The organism is Thiomonas sp. FB-6 (assembly GCF_000377645.1).
Taxonomy (GTDB): Bacteria; Pseudomonadota; Gammaproteobacteria; order Burkholderiales; family Burkholderiaceae_C; genus Thiomonas_A.
In genome coordinates this window covers 131,396-145,176 of record NZ_KB898472.1, presented here as the reverse complement: position 1 = coordinate 145,176, position 13,781 = coordinate 131,396, and the positions used below count along the sequence as shown (strand labels likewise).

Here is a 13,781-nt window from a genome sequence, read left to right as displayed (position 1 = left end):
GGATTCGGGGGATCGGCGGGCGCGGCGGCTCAGGCGGCGTCGAACTGTTCGAGAAAGCGCAGGTCCGAGCCGTAGAACTGGCGCAGGTCGCCGATTCCGTAGCGCAGCATGGTCAGGCGCTCGATGCCGGAGCCGAAGGCGAATCCGATGTGGCGCTCCGGGTCCAGCCCGAAGTTGCGCACCACCACCGGATGCACCTGGCCGGCGCCGGAGATCTCCAGCCAGCGCCCGCGCAGCGGGCCGCTGTCGAACATCATGTCGATCTCGGCCGAGGGTTCGGTGAAGGGGAAATACGAGGGGCGGAAGCGCAGCTCGATGTCGTCGCGCTCGAAGAAGGCGTGCAGGAAGGCCGTGTACACGCCCTTCAGGTCGGCCATGGAAACGTTCTCGCCGATCCACAGCCCTTCGAACTGGTGGAACATCGGCGAGTGCGTGGCGTCGCTGTCCACGCGGTAGGTGCGCCCGGGGGCGATGACCCGGATGTCGGGCATGGCCGCCGAGCCCTGGTGGCGCTGCACGTGGGCGCGCGCGTGGCGTACCTGCATGGGCGAGGTGTGGGTGCGCAGCAGCAGCGGCTGGCCGCGCGCGTCGTCGAGGTCGACGTAGAAGGTGTCCTGCATCGAGCGCGCCGGGTGGTCCTGCGGCGAGTTCAACGCGGTGAAGTTGCTCCAGTCGTCCTCGATCTCGGGCCCCTCGGCGACCTCGAAGCCGATGGAGCGGAAAATGGATTCGATGCGCATCCACGAGCGCATCACCGGGTGCACCCCGCCGCGGCGCTGCCCGCGCCCGTCCAGCGTGACGTCGATGGCCTGCTCGGCCAGGCGCGCCTGCAGTTCGGCCTCGGCCAGCGCGTCGCGCCGCGCCTGCAGCGCCTGCTCGATGGCCTGCTTGGCCAGGTTGATCTCGGCGCCTTGCGCGCGCTTGTCCTCGGCGGAGAGTTTCGCGAGGTCCTTCATCAGCGCGGTGATCGCGCCGGACTTGCCCAGGAACCGGGCCTTGGCGTTCTCCAGCTCGGCCGCGCTCGGGCTGGCGGCGAACTGTTCGCGCGCCTGGTTCACCAGATCCTGCAGTTGCGTGTTCATGGTCATCGCGAAACCTTCAGGCCGGCGTCGCGACGCGGCGCCGGCGTGAAAAAAGGCCCGGGAACATCCCAGGCCTGCGGCTCATGGCGGGGAGCACGCCGCCGGCGTGCCCCCTGGGGCCCGGATCAGGCCAGCTTCGCCCGCACGGCCTCGACGATCTTGCCGAAGGCGGCGCTGTCATGCACCGCCATGTCGGCCAGAACCTTGCGGTCGATGTCGATCGAGGCCTTCTTCATGCCGTTCATGAACACGCTGTAGTTCATGCCGAGCTCGCGCACGGCGGCATTGATACGCGTGATCCACAGCGCGCGGAACTCGCGCTTCTTGGCACGGCGGTCGCGGTAGGCGTACTGGCCGGCCTTCATCACCGCCTGCTTGGCGATGCGGAATACGTTCTTGCGGCGGCCGCGGAAACCCTTGGCCTGGTCGAGCACCTTCTTGTGGCGGGCGGGGGCCGTTACACCACGTTTGACGCGAGGCATCTGAACACTCCTTTACCGAATAGGGACAACGTCGCGAGAGCGCAGGCTCAGGCGAAGGGCATCATCTGGGCGATATGGCCCATGTTCGTGGCGTGCACTTCGGCACTGCCTCGCAGATGACGCTTGTTCTTGGTCGTCTTCTTGGTCAGGATGTGACGCTTGAAGGCCTGGCCGCGCTTGACCGTGCCACCCGGCCGAACGCGAAAGCGCTTGGCGGCGCTTTTCTTGGTTTTCATCTTGGGCATGAATCGCTCCGTTGGTTTGAACATGATCACAGGCGCCCGCGCGGTGCGGAACTTGAGCCTGTGCGCACTTGGAATCGACAACGGCCCGGATGAACCGGGCCGCCGCCGGGGCCCGCGCCACGGCTTGCGCCATGGCTGCGGATGGGTTCGCCGCGGCCGGCGGGGCATACCCGCCGCGGCGGTGCCGCACCGTGCTACTTCTTCTTGCGCGGTGCCAGCACCATGATCATCTGCCGTCCCTCCAGGCGCGGCATCTGCTCGACCAGGGCATGCGCCTCGAGGTCGTCGCGCACCCGCTCGAGCAGGCGCATGCCGATTTCCTGGTGGGTGATCTCGCGGCCTCGGAAGCGCAGCGAGATCTTGGCCTTGTCACCGTCGTCCAGGAAGCGCTTGAGATTGCGCAACTTGATCTGGTAGTCGCCCTCGTCGGTGGCAGGCCGGAACTTGACCTCCTTGATCTGGATCTGCTTCTGCTTGAGCTTCGCCTCGTGGGAGCGCTTCTGTTCCTGGTACTTGAACTTGCCGTAGTCCATCAGCCGGCATACCGGCGGTATGGCAGTGGCGGAAATTTCAACCAGGTCGACCCCGCGTTCCTCGGCCAGGCGCAAGGCCTCGCCGATGGACACGATCCCCAGCGCCTCGTTTTCCTCGCCGCTCAGGCGGACCTCGGGCACGTTGATCTCACGGTTCAGGCGATGGGCCCTTTTCTCCGGGGCGTTGCGGCTCTGTAGCGTAGCGATGGTTCAGCCTTTCAATGAATTCATGGACATGGGACGGCAGGCCCGCGGCCGGATCCGGCCGCCTCAGCCTCCCTGCACCGCGGCGAGCTCCGCACGAAGGCGCTGCTCGAACGCGGACAGGCTCAGAACCCCCAGATCCTGGTTGCCGCGCGCGCGCACCGCAACCGACTCACTGGAACGTTCCTTGTCCCCGACCACGAGTAGGTAAGGAATCTTTTGCAACGAATGTTCCCGGATTTTATAACCGATCTTATCGCTGCGCAAATCAGACTCGACTCTAAGGCCTTGTTTTTGCAGTCTTTGCGCCACTTGCGCCGCGTAAGCGGCTGAATCGTCGGTGATGCTCATCACCACCGCCTGCACCGGCGCGAGCCAAAGCGGCATGGCGCCGGCATGGTGTTCGATGAGCACGCCGATGAAGCGTTCCATCGAGCCGACGATGGCACGATGCAGCATGACGGGGCGGCGCCGGGTCGACTGCTCGTCCACGTAGCTGGCGTCCAGGCGCTCGGGCATCATGAAGTCCACCTGCATGGTGCCCACCTGCCAGGCGCGGCCGATGGAGTCCTTCATGTGGTACTCGATCTTCGGGCCGTAGAAGGCGCCCTCGCCCGGCAGCTCGGTCCAGCTGTCCACGCCGCTGCCGCGCAGCGCGTCGCGCAGGGCCTGCTCGGCCTTGTCCCAGACCTCGTCGCTGCCGATGCGCTTCTCGGGGCGCAGCGCGATCTTCAGCGCGATGTCGGAAAAGCCGAAGTCCGCGTAGGTCTTCATGGCCTGGCCGTGGAAGGCCGCCACCTCGGGCTCGATCTGCTGCTCGGTGCAGAAGATGTGCCCGTCGTCCTGCGTGAAGCCGCGCACCCGAAGCAGCCCGTGCAGCGCGCCGGAGGGCTCGTTGCGGTGGCAGCCGCCGAATTCACCGTAGCGCAGCGGCAGGTCGCGGTAGCTGCGCAGCCCGGCGTTGAAAATCTGCACGTGCCCCGGGCAGTTCATCGGCTTGAGCGCGTACTGGCGCTTTTCCGACTCGGTGAAGAACATGTTCTCCGCGTAGTTGTCCCAGTGGCCCGAGCGCTTCCACAGGCTCACGTCGAGCACCTGGGGCCCGCGCACCTCCTGGTAGCCGCTGTCACGGTATACGCGGCGCATGTACTGTTCCACGGCCTGCCAGATCTGCCAGCCCTTGGGGTGCCAGAAGGCCAGGCCCGGAGCCTCGTCCTGGAAGTGGAACAGGTCGAGCTCGCGCCCCAGGCGCCGGTGGTCGCGCTTCTCGGCCTCTTCCAGGCGGTGCAGGTAGGCGGCCTGGTCCTCCTTGCGCGTCCAGGCGGTGCCGTAGATGCGCTGCAGCTGCTCGTTGCGGTGGTCGCCACGCCAGTAGGCGCCGGCCACCTTCATCAGCTTGAACACCTGCAGGCGCCCCGTGGACGGCACGTGGGGGCCGCGGCACAGGTCGGTGAAGGAGCCTTCCGTGTACAGCGACACGTCCTCGCCGGCGGGAATGTCGCGGATGATCTCGGCCTTGTAGCGCTCGCCCTGCGCCTCGAAGAAGGCTACGGCCTCGTCGCGCGGCAGCACGCGCCGCTGCACGGGCTCGTCGCGCGCGGCGATCTGCGCCATGCGCTGTTCGATGGCCGCCAGGTCCTCGGGCGTGAACGGGCGCTTGTAGGCGAAGTCGTAGTAGAAGCCGTCCTCGATCACCGGCCCGATGGTGACCTGGGCCTCGGGGAACAGTTCCTTGACCGCGTAGGCCAGCAGGTGCGCGGTGGAGTGGCGCAGCACCTCCAGCCCCTCGGGATCCTTGGCGGTGACGATGCTCACGCGCACGTCCTGCCCGTCCTCCAGCCGGTGGCTGAGGTCGACCAGGCGGCCGTCCACCTTGGCGGCCAGCGCCGCCTTGGCCAGGCCGGGGCCGATGCTGGCGGCCACCTCGGCCAGGCTCAGCGGCTGTTCGTAACTGCGTCGCGATCCGTCGGGAAGCGTGATGTTGGGCATGGTGCGCTGGAACAGGGCCCGGGGGCCGGGCAACAAAAAAGTGCGGACAAGCCGCACTTCTGTCCTTGCTACGCGTCGGGGTGTCCGCGCGCGACGATCCGCACAGCCTGGTCGGGAGTTCAGGGCTCGCGACGAGTTCGCGCGGGCAGCGGCAAACGTGGCAGGGCTTTCATGGACGCGTGGCCGGCGTTGTCGCCGGCATTCATGCCGGCGGGAAATCCTGGTAGGCGGTATTGGAATCGAACCAACGACCTCTTGCATGTCAAGCAAGCGCTCTAACCATCTGAGCTAACCGCCTGGAAACCGTCAATGGTAGCACGACATGGGGCTGCCAAGGCAAGTGTCGGGGTCGTGCAAGGCCTGCGCGAAAGACCCACGCAAAAGCCTCGGCGCTCAGCGCCTGCGCGCCAGGCGCACGCCCTGCACCTCGCGCAACTGCCCCAGCGCCGGGGACAGCGCCTCCAGGCCCGGCAGCTCGACCGTGAACATCATGTGGGCGGTGTCGCCGCGGCTTTGCGTGCGCACCCCGATGACGTTGAGCTTCTGCTTGGAGAACACCTCCGAGATGTCGCGCAGCAGGCCGTGGCGGTCGGCGGCCTCGACCATCAGGTCCACCGCGTAGACCCCGGCGTCGCGCGCGCCCCAGGTCACCGGGATCACGCGCTCCGGATGGCGCTGGCTCAGGTGCCGCGCGTTGCTGCAGTCGGCCCGGTGCACGGACACGCCGCGTCCGCGCGTGACGAAGCCGCAGATGGCATCCGGCGGCGCCGGCTTGCAGCAACCCGCCAGCTGGGTCAGCAGCGCGTCCACCCCCACCACCAGCACGCCGCCGGGCTGGGCCTTCGCGCTGCGCAGTTCCATCTCCTCGCCGCCGGCTTGCGCAGCGTCCGCGCCGCGCAGGAAGGTCTCCACCTGGCGCAGCGGCAGGTTCTCGCTGCCCACGCGCTCGAACAGCTGCTCCGGCCCGCGCAGGCCCAGGCCGCCGGCCAGCTCCTGCAGGCTCATGCCGGTGCGCCCCTCGCGCTGCAGCAGCTTTTCCACCAGCGCGCGGCCGTTGGCGATGGTCTGTTCCAGGGCCTGGGCGTTGAACCAGGCGCGCACTTTGGCGCGCGCGCGTGCCGAGCGCAGGAAGCCCAGCTCGGGGTTCAACCAGTCGCGCGAAGGTCCGCCCTGCTTGGCGGCGACGATTTCCACGGTCTGCCCGCTGCGCAGCGGCGTGTTCAGCGGCAGCAGCGCGCCGTCCACGCGCGCGCCACGGCAGCGGTGTCCCAGGTCGGTGTGCACGGCGTAGGCGAAGTCCACCGCGGTGCTGCCGCTTTCCAGCTCGAGAATGCGCGCCTGCGGCGTGAGCACGTAGACACGGTCGTCGAAGGGGTTGCCGGCCGCGGGAGCCGCCGCGGCGACGCCCCTGCCCTGCGCCTCACCCCTCGCCTCCCCCCCCACCTCGCCGGCCAGTTCGCCGCGCCAGGCCAGCAGCTGGCGCGCCAGCGCCACCTTGGCGTCGAAGCTGGACGCGGCGGCCACGCCCTTGTAGCCCTGCACGCCCGCTTCCTTGTAGGCCCAGTGCGCGGCCACGCCCTGCTCCGCGTGCTCGTGCATGGCCTGGGTGCGGATCTGGATTTCCAGCGGAAGCTCGCGCGGGCCCCGCACCACGGTGTGCAGCGACTGGTAGCCGTTGGCCTTGGGGCGGGCGATGTAATCGTCGTACTCGGCCTCCAGCGGGCTCCACAGCTCGTGCACCAGGCCCAGCGCGGCGTAGCACTGGTCGACGCTGCCCACGACGATGCGCAGCGCCAGCAGGTCCATCACCTGATCGAGCTCCAGCGACTTGCCCTGCATCTTGCGCCAGATGCTGTAGGCATGCTTGCGCCGCCCGCTGATCGAGGCCTCGATGCCCTGGGCGGCCAGCGCCTCGCGCACGCGCGAGCTGGCCTGCGCGATCAGCGCCTCGTGCTCCGCGCCGCGTCGGCGCATCCACTCGGCGATGCGCGCGTACTCCTCGGGGCGCTCCAGCCGGAAGGCCAGGTCCTCGATCTCCCACTTCACCTGCCACAGGCCGAGCCGGTTGGCCAGCGGCGCCCAGATCTGCAGCGAGGTCTGCACGAAGTCCTCGGGCGCGCCCTTGCCCGCGGCGGTGAAAAACCGCAGGGACTGCAGCCTGGAGGCCAGGCGCAGCGGAATTACGCGCAGGTCCTCGGACATGGCCAGCAGCAGCCTGCGCAGCATTTCGCGGTGGCGCGTGGAGCTGTCGGCCGTGCCGCCGGCGCCGGCCTGGCGCGCCAGCGTGAACACGCCCATGAGCTTGCGGCTTTCCATGGCCAGGCGCGCGCTGTCGCGCCCGAACACCTTGGCCAGTTGCTCCTCGGGCTTGGACAACTGGCCGGCGGCCAGGCTCAGCCATGCGGCGGCGCGCGTGGCCTCGTCGGCACCGATGGCGGCCAGGATGGCCTGCACCGCGTCGGCGTGCAGCAGGGCCGGCTCGCCGCTGTCGAGAAGCACCTCGGCCAGCAGGGGCGCGCTGAAGCCGCGTGCGCGTTGCGGCAACGCACCGGTTGCGGCTCGGGCGTCGGATCCGGCGTCGGCCTGGGCATCCGGCGGGGGCGGCACGCCCCGCGCCGAGGGGGATGGATGGGGCTGGTTCATCGCGGGCAGCAAGGGCTCCGGTGGCGGCCGCGCAGGGGATTCAGGCGCCGGCCAGCCGGGCGAGCAGGAATTCCTGCACGGGCTGGATCTGCTCCGGGCTGATCAGCGTGGGGGCATGGCCGACGCCGGCGATCTCCAGCGCCTGGGCGCGCGGCCCGCGCGCCTGCATGGCCTGCAGCGTGCCGGCGCTGAGGATGTCCGAGCGCTCGCCGCGCAGCACCAGCGTGGGTGCGCGCACCGCGTCGTACAGCGCCCACATGGCCTGTTCCCCGGCGGCCAGCGCCGCCGCGGCGTCCGGCCCCGCGAGCTGGGCGAAGGAGCGCAGGATGCCCGGGTCGTAGTGCAACTGCAGGCTGCCGTCGGGCTGCTGCACCAGCATGGGGCGGCACAGATCCAGCCAGTCCGCGCGGCTGTGCGGCCCGAATCCCTCCGAGACGGACCAGAGGTAGTCGGCCGCCTCGTCCAGGCTGGCGAAGCGCATGCGCTGGGCCAGGCCGCCGGCGATGCGCCGCAGCCCCGGTTCGGCGATGGCCGGCCCGATGTCGTTGAGCACCAGGGCCTGCAGCGGACTGTCCTGCAGCCCGCCGACCGCGATGCCGATGAGCCCGCCCATGGACGTGCCCACCCAGCCCAGGCGGCGCGCCCGCAGGCGCGCCAGCAGCGTGACCATGTCGGCCGCGTACTGCGGCACCTGATACAACTCGGGCGAAAGCCACTGCGAGCGCCCGCGCCCCGCCACGTCGGGGCACACCACGCGCAGCCGAGGGCTCAGCGCGGCGGCCAGGCTGTCGAAGTCGCGCCCCTGGCGCGAAAGCCCGTGCACGCACACCACCACGTCGGGATGGTCCGGCTCGCCCCATTCCCAGTAGGCCATGCGGTGCAGGCCGCCGGGGTGCAGGCAGGAAACGGATTCGAGGCGGGGTTGGCGTGGATCGGCCATGGCTTGGGCGCCGGCGTGGCGGCTGCAGGTACGATGCGAGCGTTGCAGTTTAGGCCCGCGCGGGGGCATGCACGAGCCTGCGCGAGCCCCCACGAGATCCGCGTTCATGCTTCGCACTCCCTACGAGGACCTGTTGCGCACGGTGCTGCGCGATGGCGCCGACAAGTCCGACCGCACCGGCACGGGCACCCGCAGCCATTTCGGGGCCCAGTTGCGCTTCGACCTGCGCGAAGGCTTTCCGCTGGTGACCACCAAGCGGGTGCATTTCAAGAGCATCGCCGTGGAACTGCTCTGGTTCCTGCGCGGCGACAGCAACATCGCCTTCCTGCACGAGCACGGCGTGAGCATCTGGGACGAATGGGCCGACGCGCAGGGCGAACTGGGGCCGGTGTACGGCGTGCAGTGGCGTTCCTGGCCGGCCGCCGACGGCCGCCACGTGGACCAGATCACGCAGCTGATCCAGGGGCTGCGCAGCCAGCCGGATTCGCGCCGCCACCTGGTCAGCGCCTGGAACGTGGGCGAGATCGCGCGCATGGCGCTGCCGCCCTGCCACGTGATGTTCCAGTTCTACGTCGCCCCGGCCAGGCAGGGCGAGGCCCCTCGGCTGAGCTGCCAGCTCTACCAGCGCAGCGCCGACCTGTTCCTGGGCGTGCCCTTCAACATCGCCAGCTACGCGCTGCTCACCCACATGGTGGCCGAGCAGTGCGGCTTCGACGTGGGCGAGTTCATCTGGACCGGCGGCGACTGCCACATCTACCACAACCATTTCGAACAGGTGCGCCTGCAGTTGTCGCGCCCACCCTTCGCGCCGCCGCGCCTGCGCCTGCGCCGCCGCCCGGAAAGCCTGTTCGACTACCGGCTCGACGATTTCGAACTCGTCGACTACCAGCACCATCCGGCCATCAAGGCGCCGGTGGCCGTCTGAATCCCCGCGAGGCCGCCATGTCCACTTCCACTCCAGCCACACGCGTCAGCCTGATCGCGGCCCTCGCGCGCAACCGGGCCATCGGGCGCGACAACGCGCTGATCTGGCGCATCCCGGCCGACCTGGCGCATTTCAAGAAGGTCACCCACGGCCATCCCATCGTCATGGGGCGCAAGACCTGGGACTCCATCGGCCGCCCGCTTCCCGGGCGCCGCAACCTGGTGGTCACGCGCCAGGAGGCCTGGAGCGCGCAGGGGGCGGAAGCCGTGGCCTCGCTGCAGGAGGCGCTGCGCCTGTGCGTGGAGGCTCCCGAGGTGTTCGTGATCGGCGGCGCGCAGATCTACGAGCAGGCGCTGCCTCTGGCGCGGCGCCTGTGGCTGACGGAGATCGACGCCGAGGCGCAGGCAAACGCCTGGTTCCCGCCGTGGCCGCGCGAGCAGTTCGAGCAGATCAGCCGCGAGCATCACGCCGCGCAGGACGGCATTCCCGCCTTCGATTTCGTGCTCTACGAGCGCCGCGCCGGCGCCTGAGGCGCCGGGCGCGGCCCCCCGGCCGGCTCAGCTGCCGGCAACCGTCATCGACTCCAGCAGGATGGAGCCGGTGCTGCGGCTGCCGCTGACCTGCACGTCGGCGCCCACCGCGCGGATGCCCAGCAGCATGTCGCGCAGGTTGCCCGCCACCGTGATCTCGTGCACCGGGTGCTGGATGCGCCCGCCTTCCACCCAGAAGCCCATCGCCCCGCGCGAGTAGTCGCCCGTGACGTAGTTGATGCCGTGGCCGATGAGCTCGATGACGAACAGCCCGCGGTCGAGCTTGCGCAGCATCGCCTCGAGGTCGTCACCGGGCCGCGTGAGCCGGCTGCTCAGGCTGAGGTTGTGCGAGCCGCCGGCGTTGCCGGTGGTGGGCAGGCCCAGCTTGCGTCCGGAGTAGGTGGACAGGAAATAGCCCTCGAGCACGCCGCCGCGCACGACGCGGCGCTTGCGCGTGCGCACGCCCTCGTCGTCGAAGGGCGCGCTGCCCATGCCGTCGGCCACGCCCGGGTCCTCCAGCAGATCCAGGTGCGGGGCCAGCACCGGCTTGCCGAGCTGCTCGACCAGGAACGAGGCCTTGCGGTACAGCGTGCCGCCGCTGGTCGCGTGCACCAACGAGCCGATCAGGCCGGCGGCCAGCGGCGCCTCGAACAGCACCGGGTACTGGCCGGTGGGAATCTTGCGAGCGCGCAGGCGCGACAGCGCCCGCTCGGCGGAGTAGCGCCCGAGCGCCTCGGGGTCGGACAGCCGCGCGGCGTCGCGATGGCTGCTCCACCAGTAGTCGCGCTGCATGTCGTCGCCGCGCCCGGCAATGGGCACGCAGGACAGGCTGTGCCGGCTGCTGGCGTAGCCGTTGCTGAAGCCGCGGCTGGTGGCCAGCAGGAAATGCATGTGCTGCGCCGAGACCGAAGCGCCCTCGCTGTTGCGGATGCGCCGGTCGGTGGCGAAGGCGGCATCTTCGGCGCGGCGCGCCAGTTCCACGGCCTGCTCGACGCTGGGGTCCCAGGGGTGGTACAGACCCGGGTCGCGCGTGCGCCCGGCCAGCAGCGCATCCTCGGGCAGCCCGGCGCAGTCGTCCTCGGCCGTGTAACGCGCGATGTCGAAGGCGGCGCGCACGGTGCTGCGGATGGCCTGGGGGGAAAAGTCCGAGGTGCTCGCGTGGCCGCGGCGCTGGCCGGCGTAGACGGTGATGTCCAGGCCCTTGTCGGTGTTGTGCTCGACCTGCTCGACACGCCCGATGCGCACGTTGACGCTCAGCCCCTGGCCTTCGGAGACCTCGACCGCTGCGTCGCTGGCGCCTGCCTCGCGCGCTTCGCGCAGGGCCAGCGCCGCGAGTTCCTGGAAATCGGATTTGGAGTATGCGAAATGACCCACGGAAGACCTGACGTTTGAAGGGGTGGGAAAAAGCGGCGGAAAACGCGCCCGAGCCATCTCGGCTCGCCGCGTCCTGCGACCCGCCCGATAATACGAGCCCATGAAATCGCACACATACCTCCGCGGCGTCGCGCCTGCCGCCGGCGAGCCTGCCGACCACGACGCGGACGAGGCCCCGAGCAAGAGCCAGCGCAAGCGCGACATGCTGGAACTGCAGCAACTGGGCGAGAGTCTGGCGCAGCTTGCGCGCGCGCGCATCGACGTACTGGACGTTCCCGAGACCTTGCGCGACGCGCTGCGCGAATGGTCGCGGCTGCGCAGTTTCGAGGGCCGGCGCCGGCATGCCCAGTACATCGGCAAGCTCATGCGCAAGGTCGACCCGGAGCCGCTGCGCCAGGCGCTGCTCGAGGCCACCGGCGAGAGCCGCGCCTCGGTGGCCCGGCTGCACCAGCTGGAGGATTGGCGCGAGCGCCTCCTGGCCGACGACTCCTCGCTGGCTGAACTGGTGCGCGAGCACCCCGGCGCCGCCGTGCAGGAGCTGCGCCAGTGCATACGCGCGGCACGCGCCGAGCGCGCCGGCGCCAGGCCGCCGCGCCAGTACCGCCTGCTGTACCAGCATCTCAAGGCCTTGCTGCTTCCCGACGCCCCCGCCCACGACCCCGCCGAGCCCGATGACGACACCCTCCTCCCCGACTGAAGCCCCGCAGCCCCCCCCCGAGCCGGTGCACATCGGGCTGGTGTCCATCAGCGACCGTGCCTCCAGCGGCGTGTATGCCGACCAGGGCCTGCCCTCGTTGCGCGAATGGCTGCAGCGCGCGCTGCGCAATCCGCTGCGTTTCAGCGAACGCCTGATTCCCGACGAGCGCGAGGGCATCGCCGCCGCGCTGCGCGAACTGGTGGACGTGGCCGGCTGCGACATCGTGCTGACCACCGGCGGCACCGGTCCGGCGCCGCGCGACGTGACGCCCGAGGCCACGGCCGACGTGGCCGACCGGGTGCTGCCGGGCTTCGGCGAGGAAATGCGTCGCATCAGCCTGCACTTCGTACCCACCGCGATCCTGTCGCGCCAGCTCGGCGTGATCCGCGGCAAGGCGCTGATCCTCAACCTGCCGGGGCAGCCCAAGTCCATCCGCGAGACCCTGGAGGGCCTGCGCGACGCCGAGGGCGGCTTGCAGGTGCAGGGCGTGTTCGCCGCGGTGCCCTATTGCGTGGACCTGATCGGCGGCCCCTACCTGGAAACCGATCCCGGGGTCTGCAAGGCCTTCCGGCCGAAGTCCGCGCAGCGCCCGCCGCGGGCCTGAGGCGAGTTGCCGCCGCTCAAAGCAGCGCCAGCAGTTCGGCGGGGTGATCCAGCACGTGCTGCGCACCCCAATTGCGCGAGGCCTGGGGGCCGCCGTAGCCGTAGGCGGCGGCCGCCGCGTCCATGCCGGCGGCCAGCGCCGCCTGCACGTCGCGCAGGTCGTCGCCCACGTACAGGCATCCGGCGGGGTCGATGCGCAGCGCGGCCGCCGCGTGCAGCAGCGGATCCGGCGCCGGCTTGGCCCGCGCCGCGGTGTCGCCGCTGACCACGCAGCCGGGAGCCGCGCCGAGATCCAGGCGCCGCAGCAGCGCGTCGGTGTAGCGCGCCAGCTTGTTGGTCACGATGCCCCAGGGGATGGCGCGGCGCTGCAACTCCCGCAGCAGGGGCTCGATGCCCTCGAAGGGCCGCGTGAGCACGCAGATGGAGGCCTCGTAGTTGGCCAGGAACTCCTCGCGCAGCGCGCCCCAGCCGGGGTCTTGCGGCTGCGCGCCCAGCCCTGTCTGCAGCAGGCCGCGCGCCCCGTGCGAGGCCATCGGACGCAGCTGCTCCAGCGGCAGATCGACCAGTCCGCGCCGGCGGCGCATGCGGTTGAGCGCCTCGGCCAGGTCGGGTGCGCTGTCGGCCAGGGTGCCGTCCAGGTCGAACAGCACGCTGCGGTAGGGAGCGCGCGACGCGCCCGCCAGATTGCGCGCCAGCGTGTTCATGCGCCCGGGCCCCGCGCCGCCTGCGGGCGCCGGCAGGCCAGGAAATAGTTCACGTCCACGCGCGAGCCCATGCGCCAGCCCCCGCGCAGCAGGTCCGGCTCCAGGCCGCGGAATTCCACGGCGTCCAGCCCCGCCTCCAGCGCCCAGCCGGCCAGTTCGCTGGGGCGCAGGAAGCGCGCGTATTCATGGGTTCCGCGCGGCAGCAGGCGCAGCAGGTACTCGGCGCCGACGATGGCCAGCGCGAAGGACTTGAGGTTTCGGTTGATGGTGGAGAAGAACACCCAGCCTCCGGGGCGCACCAGCTGCGCCGCGGCGCGCACCACCGAGTCGGGGCGCGGCACGTGTTCGAGCATTTCCATGCAGCACACCAGATCGAAGCTGCCGGGGCGCTCGGCGGCCAGCTGTTCGGCGCTGATGAGCTCGTAGTTCAGTTCCAGCGAGCGCTCCAGCGCGTGCATGCGCGCGACTTTCAGCGCGCGCTCCGCCAGGTCGATGCCGGTGACCTGCGCACCGCGCTCGGCCAGCGCCTCCGACAGGATGCCGCCGCCGCAGCCGATGTCCAGCGCGCGCGCCCCCTGCAGCTGCGCGTGCGAGGCGATCCAGTCGGCCCGCAACGGGTTGATGTCGTGCAGGGGCTTGAACTCCCCTTCCAGGTCCCACCAGCGGTGGGCGGCGTCGGAGAACTTGTTCAGTTCCGCCGCATCCGAATTCGTGTGCATGGTCGTCGCCGTCATGGCGTGCTGCTCCCGCTGGCCTGTTTTCGCTGTGCGCATTGTGGCATCGATCGGCCGTGCCCGAGGCCGCGCCCGGCGCGGCGGCCCTCGCGCGCC

The 13,781-nt window shown here is 70.3% G+C and carries 14 protein-coding genes and 1 tRNA gene; 4 read left to right on the top strand and 11 right to left on the bottom strand.

The window, feature by feature from the left end:
• Positions 1 to 29: 29 nt before the first annotated feature.
• From pheS to D466_RS0104400, 8 genes are all read right to left on the bottom strand, one after another.
• A complete protein-coding gene (gene pheS, locus D466_RS0104435; RefSeq protein WP_026284876.1) occupies positions 30 to 1,082 on the bottom strand; it encodes a phenylalanine--tRNA ligase subunit alpha in 1,053 nt (350 codons plus the stop codon).
• Between the two features lie 125 nt (positions 1,083 to 1,207).
• Entirely contained in the window at positions 1,208 to 1,564 is a 357-nt protein-coding gene (gene rplT / locus D466_RS0104430) for a 50S ribosomal protein L20 (RefSeq protein WP_018912502.1), read from the bottom strand.
• A gap of 47 nt (positions 1,565 to 1,611) precedes the next feature.
• The gene (gene rpmI, locus D466_RS0104425; RefSeq protein ID WP_018912501.1) at positions 1,612 to 1,809 is read right to left on the bottom strand and encodes a 50S ribosomal protein L35; all 198 of its coding nucleotides are present in this window, start codon (positions 1,807 to 1,809) and stop codon (positions 1,612 to 1,614) included.
• 194 nt (positions 1,810 to 2,003) lie between these two features.
• Positions 2,004 to 2,549: a translation initiation factor IF-3 gene (gene infC / locus D466_RS0104420; RefSeq protein WP_026284875.1), complete on the bottom strand. Its 546-nt coding sequence runs from the start codon at positions 2,547 to 2,549 to the stop codon at positions 2,004 to 2,006.
• A gap of 63 nt (positions 2,550 to 2,612) precedes the next feature.
• Positions 2,613 to 4,535: a threonine--tRNA ligase gene (gene thrS, locus D466_RS0104415; RefSeq protein WP_026284874.1), complete on the bottom strand. Its 1,923-nt coding sequence runs from the start codon at positions 4,533 to 4,535 to the stop codon at positions 2,613 to 2,615.
• Between the two features lie 221 nt (positions 4,536 to 4,756).
• Positions 4,757 to 4,833: transfer RNA gene (locus tag D466_RS0104410), tRNA-Val, on the bottom strand.
• A 95-nt stretch (positions 4,834 to 4,928) separates the two neighbouring features.
• Positions 4,929 to 7,178 (bottom strand): bifunctional (p)ppGpp synthetase/guanosine-3',5'-bis(diphosphate) 3'-pyrophosphohydrolase, encoded by a 2,250-nt coding sequence (locus D466_RS0104405; protein WP_156003996.1) that lies wholly within the window; start codon positions 7,176 to 7,178, stop codon positions 4,929 to 4,931.
• A 40-nt stretch (positions 7,179 to 7,218) separates the two neighbouring features.
• A complete protein-coding gene (locus tag D466_RS0104400; protein WP_018912497.1) occupies positions 7,219 to 8,118 on the bottom strand; it encodes an alpha/beta fold hydrolase in 900 nt (299 codons plus the stop codon).
• A 106-nt stretch (positions 8,119 to 8,224) separates the two neighbouring features.
• On the opposite strand from D466_RS0104400, the gene D466_RS0104395 reads away from it, so the two are divergent.
• On the top strand, positions 8,225 to 9,043 hold the full coding sequence (locus D466_RS0104395; RefSeq protein WP_018912496.1) for a thymidylate synthase: 819 nt from the start codon (positions 8,225 to 8,227) through the stop codon (positions 9,041 to 9,043).
• A 17-nt stretch (positions 9,044 to 9,060) separates the two neighbouring features.
• Positions 9,061 to 9,573: a dihydrofolate reductase gene (locus tag D466_RS0104390; protein WP_018912495.1), complete on the top strand. Its 513-nt coding sequence runs from the start codon at positions 9,061 to 9,063 to the stop codon at positions 9,571 to 9,573.
• Positions 9,574 to 9,600: 27 nt separating this feature from the next.
• Here the strand turns inward: D466_RS0104390 and pmbA are convergent, their stop codons facing one another.
• Positions 9,601 to 10,947, bottom strand: a complete 1,347-nt coding sequence (gene pmbA, locus D466_RS0104385; protein WP_018912494.1) for a metalloprotease PmbA — start codon at positions 10,945 to 10,947, stop codon at positions 9,601 to 9,603.
• Between the two features lie 100 nt (positions 10,948 to 11,047).
• Here pmbA and yjgA point away from each other — a divergent pair, with 100 nt between their 5' ends.
• Entirely contained in the window at positions 11,048 to 11,644 is a 597-nt protein-coding gene (yjgA, locus tag D466_RS20520; protein ID WP_018912493.1) for a ribosome biogenesis factor YjgA, read from the top strand.
• Positions 11,619 to 12,248: a molybdopterin adenylyltransferase gene (mog, locus tag D466_RS0104375; protein WP_051083674.1), complete on the top strand. Its 630-nt coding sequence runs from the start codon at positions 11,619 to 11,621 to the stop codon at positions 12,246 to 12,248. Before yjgA ends, mog begins: the two co-directional genes overlap by 26 nt.
• A gap of 16 nt (positions 12,249 to 12,264) precedes the next feature.
• Here the strand turns inward: mog and D466_RS0104370 are convergent, their stop codons facing one another.
• Together D466_RS0104370 and ubiG are read right to left on the bottom strand one after the other, a co-directional pair.
• Positions 12,265 to 12,951, bottom strand: coding sequence for an HAD family hydrolase (locus D466_RS0104370; protein WP_018912491.1), 687 nt, complete (start codon positions 12,949 to 12,951; stop codon positions 12,265 to 12,267).
• Positions 12,948 to 13,685, bottom strand: a complete 738-nt coding sequence (gene ubiG, locus D466_RS0104365; protein WP_018912490.1) for a bifunctional 2-polyprenyl-6-hydroxyphenol methylase/3-demethylubiquinol 3-O-methyltransferase UbiG — start codon at positions 13,683 to 13,685, stop codon at positions 12,948 to 12,950. Before ubiG ends, D466_RS0104370 begins: the two co-directional genes overlap by 4 nt.
• Between the last annotated feature and the right edge of the window lie 96 nt (positions 13,686 to 13,781).

Bases quoted from the DNA above. Each gene is read 5' to 3' on its own strand.
- ubiG (WP_018912490.1), bottom strand. From the start codon at position 13,685: ATGACGGCGACGACCATGCACACGAATTCGGATGCGGCGGAACTGAAC.
- pheS (WP_026284876.1), bottom strand. From the start codon at position 1,082: ATGAACACGCAACTGCAGGATCTGGTGAACCAGGCGCGCGAACAGTTC.
- yjgA (WP_018912493.1), top strand. From the start codon at position 11,048: ATGAAATCGCACACATACCTCCGCGGCGTCGCGCCTGCCGCCGGCGAG.
- D466_RS0104395 (WP_018912496.1), top strand. From the start codon at position 8,225: ATGCTTCGCACTCCCTACGAGGACCTGTTGCGCACGGTGCTGCGCGAT.
- D466_RS0104405 (WP_156003996.1), bottom strand. From the start codon at position 7,178: ATGAACCAGCCCCATCCATCCCCCTCGGCGCGGGGCGTGCCGCCCCCG.
- D466_RS0104390 (WP_018912495.1), top strand. From the start codon at position 9,061: ATGTCCACTTCCACTCCAGCCACACGCGTCAGCCTGATCGCGGCCCTC.
- D466_RS0104400 (WP_018912497.1), bottom strand. From the start codon at position 8,118: ATGGCCGATCCACGCCAACCCCGCCTCGAATCCGTTTCCTGCCTGCAC.
- thrS (WP_026284874.1), bottom strand. From the start codon at position 4,535: ATGCCCAACATCACGCTTCCCGACGGATCGCGACGCAGTTACGAACAG.
- mog (WP_051083674.1), top strand. From the start codon at position 11,619: ATGACGACACCCTCCTCCCCGACTGAAGCCCCGCAGCCCCCCCCCGAG.
- rpmI (WP_018912501.1), bottom strand. From the start codon at position 1,809: ATGCCCAAGATGAAAACCAAGAAAAGCGCCGCCAAGCGCTTTCGCGTT.
- rplT (WP_018912502.1), bottom strand. From the start codon at position 1,564: ATGCCTCGCGTCAAACGTGGTGTAACGGCCCCCGCCCGCCACAAGAAG.
- D466_RS0104370 (WP_018912491.1), bottom strand. From the start codon at position 12,951: ATGAACACGCTGGCGCGCAATCTGGCGGGCGCGTCGCGCGCTCCCTAC.